The organism is Pseudomonas sp. NPDC087626 (genome assembly GCF_044743405.1).
Taxonomy (GTDB): Bacteria; Pseudomonadota; Gammaproteobacteria; order Pseudomonadales; family Pseudomonadaceae; genus Aquipseudomonas.
Genome location: NZ_JBIUWJ010000043.1, coordinates 19743 through 32051 on the forward strand (window position 1 = coordinate 19743; position 12309 = coordinate 32051).

10 protein-coding genes are annotated in these 12309 nt (G+C 61.4%); 9 read left to right on the top strand and 1 reads right to left on the bottom strand.

Features of this window, described 5'->3' with window-relative positions; all coding sequences use genetic code 11:
• The first annotated feature begins 84 nt into the window (after nucleotides 1-84).
• The 9 genes from ACIOVD_RS25365 (at nucleotide 85) to ACIOVD_RS25405 (ending at nucleotide 11004) form a co-directional block, all read left to right on the top strand.
• Nucleotides 85-1575: an aldehyde dehydrogenase family protein gene (locus ACIOVD_RS25365; RefSeq protein ID WP_166589851.1), complete on the top strand. Its 1491-nt coding sequence runs from the start codon at nucleotides 85-87 to the stop codon at nucleotides 1573-1575.
• An 89-nt stretch (nucleotides 1576-1664) separates the two neighbouring features.
• Nucleotides 1665-2948, top strand: coding sequence for an FAD-binding oxidoreductase (locus ACIOVD_RS25370; protein ID WP_095169550.1), 1284 nt, complete (start codon nucleotides 1665-1667; stop codon nucleotides 2946-2948).
• Nucleotides 2949-3311: 363 nt separating this feature from the next.
• The gene (locus tag ACIOVD_RS25375; RefSeq protein ID WP_095169549.1) at nucleotides 3312-4445 is read left to right on the top strand and encodes a branched-chain amino acid ABC transporter substrate-binding protein; all 1134 of its coding nucleotides are present in this window, start codon (nucleotides 3312-3314) and stop codon (nucleotides 4443-4445) included.
• A gap of 229 nt (nucleotides 4446-4674) precedes the next feature.
• The gene (locus tag ACIOVD_RS25380) at nucleotides 4675-5589 is read left to right on the top strand and encodes an ABC transporter permease subunit (protein ID WP_095169548.1); all 915 of its coding nucleotides are present in this window, start codon (nucleotides 4675-4677) and stop codon (nucleotides 5587-5589) included.
• 3 nt (nucleotides 5590-5592) lie between these two features.
• Entirely contained in the window at nucleotides 5593-6900 is a 1308-nt protein-coding gene (gene livM / locus ACIOVD_RS25385; RefSeq protein WP_095169547.1) for a high-affinity branched-chain amino acid ABC transporter permease LivM, read from the top strand.
• Nucleotides 6893-7765: an ATP-binding cassette domain-containing protein gene (locus tag ACIOVD_RS25390; protein ID WP_320333522.1), complete on the top strand. Its 873-nt coding sequence runs from the start codon at nucleotides 6893-6895 to the stop codon at nucleotides 7763-7765. Before livM ends, ACIOVD_RS25390 begins: the two co-directional genes overlap by 8 nt.
• Nucleotides 7762-8478 carry an ABC transporter ATP-binding protein gene (locus ACIOVD_RS25395; RefSeq protein ID WP_095169545.1) on the top strand — a complete coding sequence of 239 codons (717 nt, stop codon included), beginning with the start codon at nucleotides 7762-7764 and terminating at the stop codon, nucleotides 8476-8478. Before ACIOVD_RS25390 ends, ACIOVD_RS25395 begins: the two co-directional genes overlap by 4 nt.
• Before the next feature lie 751 nt (nucleotides 8479-9229).
• Nucleotides 9230-9997: an SDR family oxidoreductase gene (locus ACIOVD_RS25400; protein WP_095169544.1), complete on the top strand. Its 768-nt coding sequence runs from the start codon at nucleotides 9230-9232 to the stop codon at nucleotides 9995-9997.
• Between the two features lie 98 nt (nucleotides 9998-10095).
• Nucleotides 10096-11004: a cation diffusion facilitator family transporter gene (locus tag ACIOVD_RS25405; RefSeq protein WP_401130898.1), complete on the top strand. Its 909-nt coding sequence runs from the start codon at nucleotides 10096-10098 to the stop codon at nucleotides 11002-11004.
• A gap of 36 nt (nucleotides 11005-11040) precedes the next feature.
• On the opposite strand, the gene ACIOVD_RS25410 is transcribed toward ACIOVD_RS25405, so the two are convergent.
• Nucleotides 11041-12174 (bottom strand): AGE family epimerase/isomerase, encoded by a 1134-nt coding sequence (locus ACIOVD_RS25410; RefSeq protein WP_401130900.1) that lies wholly within the window; start codon nucleotides 12172-12174, stop codon nucleotides 11041-11043.
• Nucleotides 12175-12309 lie beyond the last annotated feature (135 nt).

A 12309-nucleotide genomic window follows, 5' to 3' on the forward strand; every position in this document is an offset into this window, starting at 1 on the left:
GTCTGTGTAGCGCTACAACTACAGGCCTGATCAGCCGACTTGCTGCGGCTGCGAACTTTCCGTTTTTTGCTTGAGGAGTGACCCATGGTTGCCGCATTGCTTGATCGTTTGGGGGTAAACCCGGCCCTGTACCAGAATGGCAAACAGCCCGTGCATTCACCAGTCGATGGCAGCCAGATTGCCTCGGTGAACTGGGAAGGTGCCGCCGAAGTCGAGCAGCAGGTCAGTCGTGCCGAGCATGCATTCGAATTGTGGCGCAAGGTGCCAGCGCCGCGCCGCGGTGAGCTGGTGCGCCAGTTCGGTGAGGTCCTGCGTGAATACAAGGCCGACCTGGGCGAGCTGGTGTCCTGGGAAGCCGGCAAGATCACTCAGGAAGGTCTGGGTGAAGTGCAGGAAATGATCGACATCTGCGACTTCGCCGTCGGTTTGTCCCGCCAACTTTATGGCTTGACCATCGCCTCCGAGCGCCCGGGCCACCACATGCGTGAAACCTGGCATCCGCTGGGCGTGGTCGGGGTGATCAGTGCGTTCAACTTCCCGGTCGCGGTCTGGGCCTGGAACACCACGTTGGCGCTGGTGTGCGGCAACCCGGTGATCTGGAAGCCGTCGGAGAAAACCCCACTCACCGCACTGGCCTGCCAGGCGCTGTTCGAACGAGTGCTGAAGAATTTCAGTGATGCACCGCCCTACCTCAGCCAGGTGATCATCGGCGGCCGCGATGCCGGTGAAGCGCTGGTGGACGACCCGCGCGTAGCCCTGATCAGTGCCACCGGCAGTACCCGCATGGGCCGCGAAGTGGCGCCGAAGATCGCCGCCCGTTTCGCCCGCAGCATTCTCGAACTCGGTGGCAACAACGCGATGATCCTCGGCCCAAGCGCCGACCTGGACATGGCGGTCCGGGCCATCCTGTTCAGTGCCGTCGGCACTGCTGGCCAGCGCTGCACCACCTTGCGCCGGCTGATTGCCCACGAATCGGTCAAGGAAGAGATCGTCACCCGTCTCAAGGCCGCCTATTCCAAGGTGCGCATTGGCCATCCGCTGGAAGGCAACCTGGTCGGGCCACTGATCGACAAACACAGTTTCGACAACATGCAGGACGCCCTGGAGCAGGCCCTGAGTGAAGGCGGCCGAGTATTCGGCGGTAAGCGCCAGCTCGAGTCGCAGTTCCCCAACGCCTACTACGTCTCGCCAGCCATCGTCGAAATGCCCGAGCAAAGCGACGTGGTGTGCAGCGAAACCTTCGCGCCGATCCTCTACGTGGTTGGCTATAACGACTTCGCCGAAGCGCTGCGCCTCAACAACGCTGTACCGCAAGGCCTGTCGTCGTGCATCTTCACCACTGACGTACGTGAAGCCGAGCAGTTCATGTCGGCGGTGGGCAGCGACTGCGGGATCGCCAACGTCAACATCGGCCCGAGCGGTGCGGAAATCGGCGGCGCGTTTGGCGGCGAGAAAGAAACCGGCGGCGGTCGCGAGTCGGGCTCCGATGCGTGGCGCGGTTACATGCGACGCCAGACCAACACCGTCAACTACTCGCTGGAACTGCCGTTGGCCCAGGGCATTACGTTCGATTAAGCAGCGGCCAGCTACAAGCTGCGAGCTTCAAGCAAACTGGCTTGCGGCTTGTAGCTTGCGGCTCGTAGCTGCTCCGACAGGAGCTTGCAATGCCGTTACGCGAAGAATGCTTATGGGAAAAACTGACGCCGCAACGGCCTGACCGGGCGGCGCTCAAGGGCGAGGTGCGGGCCGATGTCTGCGTGATCGGCGCCGGCTTCACCGGCTTATCGGCGGCCGTGCATTTGCTGGAACAGGGCAAGAGCGTCTGTGTACTTGAGGCTCAGCGCTGCGGCCAGGGCGGTTCGGGGCGCAACGTCGGGCTGGTGAACGCCGGCATGTGGATTCCCCCGGACGAGATTGAAGAGGGTTTTGGCGAAGTCGTCGGCAGCCAGCTCAATCGTATGCTCGGCGCGGCCCCCGCGCTGGTGTTCAGCCTGATCGACAAGTACCGCATCGACTGCCAGTTGCGCCGTGAGGGCACGCTGCACATGGCCCACAACCGTACTGGCGAAACCGATCTGCGCAGCCGCGAAGCGCAATGGAAACGTCGCGGCGCCCCGGTCGAACTGTTGACCGGAGCGGCCTGCGAGCAAGCCACCGGGACCAGGAAAATCGCCGCCGCGCTGCTTGATCGCCGCGCTGGCACACTCAATCCAATGGCCTACACCAGTGGCCTGGCCAAGGCCGCCGCCGACCTGGGAGGCCAGTTGTTCGACCACTCAGCGGTGACCCGGCTGGAGCGCCAGGGCCAGCTGTGGGCAGTACACACCGCCGAGGGCGCGGTTCTCGCCGAACAGGTAGTGATCGCTTCCAACGCCTACACCGAGGGCGACTGGACCGAGCTGCGGCGTAACTTTTTCCCGGGTTACTACTACCAGGTCGCCTCGGCGCCCCTGACCGAAGAAGCCGCGCAGCAGATCCTGCCAGGCGGCCAGGGCTCCTGGGACACCCGCCAGGTCCTGAGCAGCATTCGCCGTGACCAGGACGGTCGCCTGTTGCTCGGCAGCCTGGGCAATGGCAACCGCAAGCCCGCCTGGTTCCTCAAGGCCTGGGCCGATCGGGTGCAGCAACACTATTTCCCCTACCTCAAGCCGGTGGACTGGGAGTGCACCTGGACCGGCTGCATCGCCTTTACCCCCGATCACCTGATGCGCCTGTTCGAGCCAGCGCCCGGCCTGGTCGCCGTCACTGGCTACAACGGCCGTGGAGTGACCACCGGTACCGTGGTCGGCAAAGCCTTCGCCGACTACCTGTGCCACGGTGATCCGCAAGCCTTGCCGATTCCCTTCGCACCCATGCAGCCAGTGCTGGGCGTGGGTTTGCGCAGTTGCCTGTACGAAACCGGGTTCTCCCTCTATCACGCGGGCCAGTGCCTGCGGATTGTCATTTAAACAAGGGAATTTGCCCTTGGGCGCGGCACTTTCGGCGGTAACGTCTAGCCTGTAATGGTGCGGGTTGTAGCAGTCCCGCACCAGCAGTGTGCAGTTCGGTGACGCGGGCTGTTACAGGTTGGTTGCACGTCGTTTCTGCTGACGGTTGCAATGGTGGCACGCGAAGGTTTCACCCTTAAAAAATAACGGTTTCACCTTCTGCGATCTAGACGGTTGCACGCCCAATGAAAATGGGCCCAAAACTGTCGAAAAAACAATAAGGCAGCGACTTGCTCAAGAATAAAAAACCGATGGCACGGCCCTTGCTCTGAGCATTCAGTGAAGTTGCAGTGCCAACTAAAAAAAACCTTGGAGCACCACCTCATGTCCCAGACGTTTTACAAGAAAGGCTTTCTGGCCCTCGCAGTGGCTGCTGCGTTGGGTGTTTCTGCGTTTGCTCAGGCCGACCTCAAGATCGGTGTAGCGGGTCCGATGACGGGCGCCAACGCGGCATTTGGCGAGCAGTACATGAAGGGTGCACAGGCAGCGGCCGACGCCGTGAACGCCGCAGGCGGCGTGAATGGCGAGAAGATCGTGCTGGTCAAGGGCGATGACGCCTGCGAGCCAAAACAGGCAGTGACGGTCGCCAAGGACCTCACCAACCAGAAAGTTGCCGGCGTGGTCGGTCACTTCTGCTCCTCCTCGACCATTCCAGCCTCGGAAATCTACGACGAAGCCGGGATCATCGCGATCACCCCGGGTTCCACCAACCCACAGGTCACCGAGCGCGGGCTGAGCGCCATGTTCCGTATGTGCGGGCGTGACGACCAGCAAGGCATCGTGGCCGGCGACTACATCGTCGATGTGCTCAAGGGCAAAAAAGTCGTAGTGCTGCACGACAAGGACACCTACGGCCAGGGCCTGGCGGACGCAACCAAGGCCCAGTTGGTAAAGCGCGGCGTAACGCCGGTGCTGTATGAAGGCCTGACCCGCGGCGAAAAAGACTTCAGCGCCGTGGTCACCAAGATCCGCGCGGCCGGTGCCGACGTGGTGTATTTCGGCGGCCTGCACCCGGAAGCCGGTCCACTGGTCAAGCAACTGCGTACCGAAGGCCTGAAAGACGTCAAGTTCATGTCCGATGACGGCATCGTCACCGACGAGTTGGTCACCACCGCTGGTGGCCCGCAATACGTCGACGGCGTGCTGATGACCTTCGGCGCCGACCCACGCATGTTGCCAGAGAGCAAGACGGTCGTGGATGCCTTCCGCAAGGCTGGCACCGAGCCTGAAGGCTACACCCTGTACGCCTACGCTTCGGTCCAGGCCCTGGCGGCAGGCTTCAACGGCGCCAAGTCGAACAAAGGCGAAGACGCCGCCAAGTGGCTCAAGGCCAACCCGGTCAAGACCGTGATGGGCGAGAAGACCTGGGACGCCAAGGGCGACCTGAAAGTCTCCGACTACGTGGTCTACCAGTGGGACAAGGACGGTAAATACCACCAGCTGGAAAAACAGAAATAACGGCACTTGATCAAGCGGACGCCACATTCCCTGTGGGAGCGGGCTTGCCCGCGATGACGGCCTGACAGTCGACAACTCTGTTGAATGATCTACCGCTATCGCTGGCAAGCCAGCTCCCACAAGGGGGCTGCGGTGGCCTGTCTGACATTACTGCGACGTAAATCTGTATTTTCCTTAGAAGAACCGCACCCCGACAAGGGTGCGGGTTCTCACTGCGTGAGATAGCGTTATGGATGGTATTTTCCTGCAGCAACTGGTCAATGGCCTGACCCTCGGGTCGGTCTATGGACTGATCGCCATCGGCTACACAATGGTCTATGGCATCATTGGCATGATCAACTTCGCCCACGGCGAGGTTTACATGATTTCCGCTTACCTCGCGGCAATCAGTCTGGCACTGCTGGCTTACTTCGGTATCGAATCCTTCCCGCTGTTGATGCTCGGCACGTTGATCTTCACCATCATCGTTACTGGGGTGTATGGCTGGGTCATCGAGCGTGTCGCCTACAAACCGCTGCGCAACTCGACCCGCCTGGCACCGCTGATCAGTGCCATCGGTATTTCCCTGATCCTGCAAAACTATGCACAAATCAGCCAGGGCGCTCGCCAACAAGGGGTTCCGACACTGCTGACCGGTGCCTGGCGCGTGGACATCGGTGACGGGTTCGTGCAACTGACCTACACCAAGATCTTCATCCTGGTCGCGGCATTCGCCGGCATGGCGCTGCTGACCTACGTCATCAAGTACACCAAGCTCGGCCGCATGTGCCGTGCCACCCAGCAAGACCGCAAGATGGCCTCGATCCTGGGGATCAACACCGACCGGGTGATTTCCTACGTGTTCATCATCGGTGCAGCGATGGCGGCCCTGGCCGGCGTGCTGATCACCATGAACTACGGCACCTTCGACTTCTACGCAGGCTTCGTCATCGGCATCAAGGCCTTCACCGCAGCGGTCCTGGGCGGTATCGGCTCACTGCCCGGGGCGATGCTCGGCGGAATCATCCTGGGCATTTCCGAGTCGTTGTTCTCCGGTCTGGTCAACTCGGACTACAAGGACGTCTTCAGCTTCTCGCTGCTGGTACTTGTTCTGGTCTTTCGGCCCCAAGGCCTGCTCGGCCGTCCTCTTGTGTCGAAGGTGTAAGCGATGTCTTCAACCCATAAAAAATCCATTGATGTCAAAGAAAGTGTGGTCGACGCGATTCTTGCCGGCCTGATTGCCCTGATCGTCTTTGGCCCCATTGTCGGGGTCGTGCTGGATGGCTACAGCTTCAACCTGGAACCCAAGCGCGTTGCCTGGATCATTGCCGTGGTCATGGCCGGACGTTTCGCCCTGAGCCTGTTCCTGCAGTCGCCCAAGGGTCGGCGGATCCTCGAAGGTTTCGAGTCCACTGGCTCCGGCGTGCACGTGCTGGCGCCGGACTACAAGTCGCGGCTGCGCTGGATCATCCCGCTGCTGATCGTCATCGCGGTGGTCTTCCCGTTCTTCTCCAACTCCTACTTGCTGGGCGTAGTGATCCTGGGCCTGATCTACGTGCTGCTGGGCTTGGGCCTGAACATTGTGGTGGGCCTGGCAGGGCTGCTCGACCTGGGCTACGTGGCCTTCTACGCCATCGGTGCCTATGGCCTGGCGCTGGGTTATCAATACCTGGGGCTGGGTTTCTGGACGGTGCTGCCACTGGCGGCGATCACGGCCGCGCTGGCCGGTTGCATCCTCGGTTTCCCGGTGCTGCGCCTGCACGGTGACTACCTGGCCATCGTGACCCTGGGCTTTGGTGAAATCATCCGCCTGATCCTCAACAACTGGCTGTCGCTGACGGGCGGTCCGAACGGCATGGCTGCACCGCTGCCAACCTTCTTCGGCCTGGAGTTCGGCAAGCGCGCCAAAGAGGGCGGGGTGCCGTTCCATGAGTTCTTCGGCATTGCCTACAACCCGGACGTGAAGTACTACTTCATCTACGCGGTGCTGTTCCTGGTGGTGCTGGCAGTGCTGTACATCAAGCATCGCCTGACCCGCATGCCGGTCGGCCGCGCCTGGGAGGCCTTGCGCGAAGATGAAATCGCCTGCCGTTCCATGGGCCTGAACCACGTGCTGGTGAAGCTCTCGGCGTTCACCATCGGTGCCTCGACCGCGGGCCTGGCCGGGGTGTTCTTTGCCACCTACCAGGGCTTCGTCAACCCGACCTCGTTCACCTTCTTTGAGTCGGCACTGATCCTGGCGATCGTGGTGCTCGGCGGCATGGGTTCGACCATCGGCGTGGTGATCGCCGCGTTCGTGCTGACCGTGGCCCCGGAGCTGCTGCGCGGCTTCGCCGAGTACCGGGTGCTGCTGTTCGGCATCCTGATGGTGTTGATGATGATCTGGCGACCGCGCGGCCTGATTCGGATCAGCCGTACCGGTGTGACTCCACGTAAAGGTGCCATTGCGTATGAAAGAGGGCAGCGCCATGAGTGAAGTCGTACTCTCGGTAGAAAAACTGATGATGCACTTCGGCGGCATCAAGGCCCTCAGTGACGTCAGCCTCAAGGTCCATCGCAATTCGATCTTTGCCCTGATCGGCCCCAACGGTGCCGGCAAGACCACCGTGTTCAACTGCCTGACCGGCTTCTACAAGGCCTCCGGCGGCAAGATCGAACTCAATACCCGTGGCCAGGCTACCAACGTCATCCAGTTGCTGGGCGAGTCCTTCAAGGCCAGCGATTTCGTCTCGCCGAAAAACTTCGTCAGCCGGCTGTACTACAAAATGTTCGGTGGCACTCACCTGGTGAACCGCGCCGGCTTGGCGCGCACGTTCCAGAACATTCGCCTGTTCAAGGAAATGTCGGTGCTGGAAAACCTGCTGGTGGCCCAGCACATGTGGGTCAACCGCAGCCTGCTGGCTGGGATCCTCAACACCAAGGGCTACCGCAAGGCCGAAAGCGATGCGCTGGACTGCGCGTTCTATTGGCTGGAAGTGGTTGACCTGGTGGACTGCGCCAACCGCTTGGCCGGTGAACTGTCCTACGGCCAGCAGCGCCGCCTGGAAATCGCCCGGGCCATGTGCACGCGGCCGCAGATCATCTGCCTCGACGAACCGGCCGCCGGTCTCAACCCTCAGGAAACCGAAGCGCTGAGCGCGATGATCCGGCTGCTGCGCGACGAGCACGATCTGACCGTGGTGCTGATTGAACACGACATGGGCATGGTAATGAGCATTTCCGACCACATCGTGGTGCTGGACCACGGCAACGTGATCGCCGAGGGCGGACCCGAAGCCATTCGCAACGACCCGAAAGTGATCGCCGCCTACCTGGGTGCCGATGAAGAGGAGCTGGTATGAGCCAACCGATTCTCGAACTCAAGGAGCTGGACGTGTTCTACGGGCCAATCCAGGCCCTGAAAAAAGTCTCGCTGCACATCAACGAAGGCGAAACCGTCAGCCTGATCGGCTCCAACGGTGCCGGTAAATCGACCCTGCTGATGTCGATCTTCGGCCAGCCCCGGGCCGCTGACGGGCAGATCATCTACCAGGGGGTGGATATCACCCACAAGTCGTCCCACTACATCGCCTCCAACGGCATCGCGCAGTCGCCGGAAGGACGGCGGGTATTCCCCGACATGACCGTCGAGGAAAACCTGCTGATGGGCACCATTCCCATCGGCGACAAGTACGCCAGTGAAGACATGCAGCGCATGTTCGAGCTGTTCCCGCGACTCAAGGAACGTCGGACCCAGCGGGCCATGACCATGTCCGGTGGCGAGCAGCAGATGCTCGCCATTGCGCGTGCCTTGATGAGCCGGCCCAAGCTGTTGTTGCTCGATGAGCCGAGCCTGGGGCTGGCGCCGATCGTGGTGAAGCAGATCTTCGCCACCTTGCGCGAGCTGGCCAAGACCGGCATGACCATTTTCCTGGTCGAGCAGAACGCCAACCATGCCCTGCGCCTGTCGGACCGCGCCTATGTGATGGTCAACGGGCAGATCCGCCTGACCGGTACCGGCAAGGAGCTGCTGGTGAACGAAGAGGTGCGCAACGCTTACCTTGGCGGTCACTAGACCGGCAAGCGGCAAACCAACGCCCTGACGGCTCCGGCCCTCAGGGCGTTTTTTTTGTTGTTATGGAGGCTTGATCGTGGATTTTCGGGGTGAAACGGAAAATGTGGAAAACAATATTCAACAGCTGTCAAAGCGCGACATAAAGACGCTGCAAATGGCTGTTTTTCCACAGTTTTGACTTGTCCCCGTTTGCTGTGGAGCTGGCTGTGGGTAACGTGGGTGCAACTCGCTGCGGGCCTTTGTTTACGTGGCTTGCAAGCTTGTGGTTGATTTTTGCACAGCGGCTTTTGCATGGCCCTGAGCCTGGATTGTCAACCTTTTTATTGGCCGCCGGATGCAGGTGAAAATCGCCCTCGCAGCCTGTGGATAAGTCTGTGGTTAAACTCTGGAAAGACTTCGCAAAGCAGCGAATTTGCTGGCTTGAAGCCATCGCCAATTTGACCGGCCGGTCGGGCTCAACCCGGGAGGGCGACACGTGGGGCGGCCTCGGTCAAGCAAAAAACTTTTCAATCTGCCCGCAAAGCCTTGTGGATAGCGGTGCCCAGGCTTTTGTACTTGCCCCCAAAGATTGTGGACGGGGCTGTGGATAAGGTGCGTGCAGTTGGCTGCGGGCCACGGTCCACAAGGGCTCGGCCGAGTTGGTTGTTTTTTGTCCAGAAAACCCGAGGTTGCCCCTCGGAACGTGGCCGGGCATGCTGCCGCTAGTTAATCGATTTCAAGGCTGTGGATCAGCCCAATCCAGGAGAGCACGATGTCCAACACCCTGTTTATTACCGGCGCCACATCCGGTTTTGGTGAAGCCTGCGCCCGTCGTTTTGCCGAGGCTGGCTGGAAACTGGTGCTGACGGGGCGTCGTGAAGAGCGTCTGAATGCCCTGTGCGCCGAATTGTCGAAGCAGACCGAGGTCCATGGCCTGGTGCTCGATGTGCGGGATCGCCAGGCGATGGAAGCGGCCATTGCCAACCTGCCGCCGTCCTTTGCCACGCTGCGCGGGCTGATCAACAACGCCGGCCTCGCCCTGGGCGTGGACCCGGCACCCAAGTGCGACCTCGACGATTGGGACACCATGGTCGACACCAACATCAAGGGCCTGATGTACAGCACGCGTCTGTTGTTGCCCCGCCTGATCGCCCACGGTCGTGGCGCCGGGATCATCAACCTGGGCTCCATCGCCGGCAACTACCCGTACCCGGGCAGCCACGTGTATGGCGCGAGCAAGGCTTTCGTCAAACAGTTCTCGTTGAACCTGCGGTGCGATCTGCAGGGCACTGGCGTGCGTGTCAGCAACATCGAGCCGGGCCTGTGCGAAAGCGAGTTCTCGCTGGTGCGCTTTGCTGGCGACCAGGCGCGCTACGACGCGACCTATGCCGGGGCTGAGCCGATCCAGCCGCAAGACATTGCCGACACCATCTTCTGGGTGCTCAACGCGCCGGCGCACATCAACATCAACCGCCTGGAACTGATGCCCGTGAGCCAGACCTGGGGTGGCTTTGCGATTGATCGTAACGCCAAGGGGTAAGACGCAGGCGCCGATTCGGCCAAAACAGGGCATAAGGTACACTCCTTGTTGAAACCCCCACCGCATGTCGCGGTTGTCCGGGTTCACAAGGAGGCCATGTGAGTAACCGAGGTGAGCAGGCACTGCTCAAGCAATCGACCGTCCTGATGTTGGCCGTGGCGATCGCCGGGATCGTCACGGGTTTTGTTTCCGGGTCCCAATCCATCCTGTTCGATGGTTTCTTTTCGTTGATCGCGACCTTCATCAAGGTCCTGATGTTGATCACCGCCAAGCTGATCGCCAAGCAAAGCAATCAGCGTTTCCAGTTCGGTTTCTGGCACCTGGAGCCCATGGTGCTGTTGATTGAAGGCAGCTTCCTGCTGCTGATTGCGATCTACGCCTTTCTCAACGGTGTGTTCGGCATCATCAACGGTGGCCGCGAGATCGAGTTGGGGTTGGTGATCATCTATGCGGCGGTGTTTACCGTTGTCGAGTTCGCCTATTTCTTCTACATCCGTCAGCGCAATCGCGCGCTCAAGTCCACGTTGATCCAGTTCGACAACATCAGCTGGCTGGTGGATGCAATGCTGTCGGTGGGCTTGCTGGTGAGCTTTCTCACGGCGCTGCTGCTCAAGACCCAGGGGTATGGCCAGTGGGCGCTGTACGTCGACCCGCTGATCCTGATCCTGCTGGCCTTGAGCATGCTGGCGCCGGCCTGGAAGATCCTGCGCCCGGCGCTGCGCGATGTGCTGGGCATCGCCCCCGATCAACTGGATGACAAGGTGCGCCAGGTAATGGACGCGGCCAAGGCCGAGCACGGTTTTGCCGACTACGTCAGCTACGTGCAGAAACACGGGCGGGCGCGGTTTATCGAGATTCACGTGGTGTTGCCGGTGGATTACCGGCTGGAGGGCGTGGCGACGCTGGATGCCCTGCGTGAGCAGATTTCGGCGCAATTGGGCAAGCCGGATGCCGCGCGATGGCTGACCATCAGCTTTACCGCTGATCCGAAGTGGATTGCTGGCTGACGACCGAAGCGCTTTGTCGCGAAAGCGGTGTTTAGCTCAACCCAGATACTCAGCCAACCCGCGATAACAGGTCGCCAGGTGGTAGGGCGTGGTCGACGGCATATCCTGGCGGCTGACGGTACCGCTGGCGTCCAGGCATTCGTGCCAGCCGCCGGCGTGCAGGAAACGTTGCTGCAAGGCTTGTAACTGGTGCAACAGCGCCGCCTGGCTGGCCGGGCGCAAGGTCAGGGCACGCAGGTATTCGGCCTGGGCCCAGATGCGCTGGGTGGCATCGCGCGGCTGTTGACCCTCCACCAGGTCGAGTATGGCGACGACGGCCCCAGTCTGCGGCTCCACCCCCCGTTGTTCGGTGAAGGCGAAGGCGCGGTCCAGCGAAGCATGCAGCGCCGAGCCGCGCAGGGTCGGCGAAGCGTCCAGCAGGAAAAACCATTCGAACTGATGCCCCGGCTCAAACCAGTTATCCACAGCCCCCAGCGGTTTCTCCATCATCACCCCGTGCTGCGGGTCGATGAAGTGCTGCTGCATGGCGGCGCACAACGCCTTGAGTGCCGCCTCGACGGCCAGGTCCTCGCGCACCGCCAGGGTGGCCAGGAAGGCTTCGGCCAGGTGCATCAGCGGGTTTTGCAGGGGGCCTGCGCCGAGTGACGACCAGTCGCGGTCCAGGCTCGCTTCGTACAGGCCGTTGCCAGTGGCGAAGTGCTGGGCCAGCACCTGCAGGGCGGCGTTGAGCACCGACTCCACCAGCGGCTCACGCACCTTGGCCCAGTAATGGGCGCAGGCGAAGAGGATGAAGGCGTGGGTGTAGAGGTCCTTGCGCTGATCCAGCGGTGCACCCTGGGGGTCGATGCTGTAGAACCAGCCGCCATGCTCGCTATCATGAAAGTGCTGTTGCAACGAACGGAACAGCGCCGCAGCCCGCTCCTCGGCCGCCGGCACTTCACCGATCAGGCTGGCGAACAGGTACAACTGGCGCGCGCAGGCCATGGCCCGATAGCGCTGGGGCGGCAATGGCTGGTGCCGGGCATCCAGGGCTTCGTAGGGCAATGCCATCTGCGCATTCCAGCCCGGACCCTGCCACAGAGGCACGATCACGCCGCGAAAATGCTGCTGCACAGTGGCAAACAGAGCGGTCAGTTCAGGCTGGGAGGCGGAGCGGGGAGCATCGGGCATTGGCTGGCGTCGTCACGGCAGGAGTGTTTGCGCGACATGGTAGCAGGACTGCGAGCTGCGAGCTTCGAGCTTCGAGCTTCGAGCTGCAAGCAAAAGCAGATCTGCTTGTAGCTCGCAGCTCGCAGCTCGCAGCTT

Coding starts and splice junctions, on each gene's coding strand:
- ACIOVD_RS25365 (WP_166589851.1), top strand. CDS start 85: ATGGTTGCCGCATTGCTTGATCGTTTGGGGGTAAACCCGGCCCTGTAC.
- ACIOVD_RS25370 (WP_095169550.1), top strand. CDS start 1,665: ATGCCGTTACGCGAAGAATGCTTATGGGAAAAACTGACGCCGCAACGG.
- ACIOVD_RS25375 (WP_095169549.1), top strand. CDS start 3,312: ATGTCCCAGACGTTTTACAAGAAAGGCTTTCTGGCCCTCGCAGTGGCT.
- ACIOVD_RS25380 (WP_095169548.1), top strand. CDS start 4,675: ATGGATGGTATTTTCCTGCAGCAACTGGTCAATGGCCTGACCCTCGGG.
- livM (WP_095169547.1), top strand. CDS start 5,593: ATGTCTTCAACCCATAAAAAATCCATTGATGTCAAAGAAAGTGTGGTC.
- ACIOVD_RS25390 (WP_320333522.1), top strand. CDS start 6,893: ATGAGTGAAGTCGTACTCTCGGTAGAAAAACTGATGATGCACTTCGGC.
- ACIOVD_RS25395 (WP_095169545.1), top strand. CDS start 7,762: ATGAGCCAACCGATTCTCGAACTCAAGGAGCTGGACGTGTTCTACGGG.
- ACIOVD_RS25400 (WP_095169544.1), top strand. CDS start 9,230: ATGTCCAACACCCTGTTTATTACCGGCGCCACATCCGGTTTTGGTGAA.
- ACIOVD_RS25410 (WP_401130900.1), bottom strand. CDS start 12,174: ATGCCCGATGCTCCCCGCTCCGCCTCCCAGCCTGAACTGACCGCTCTG.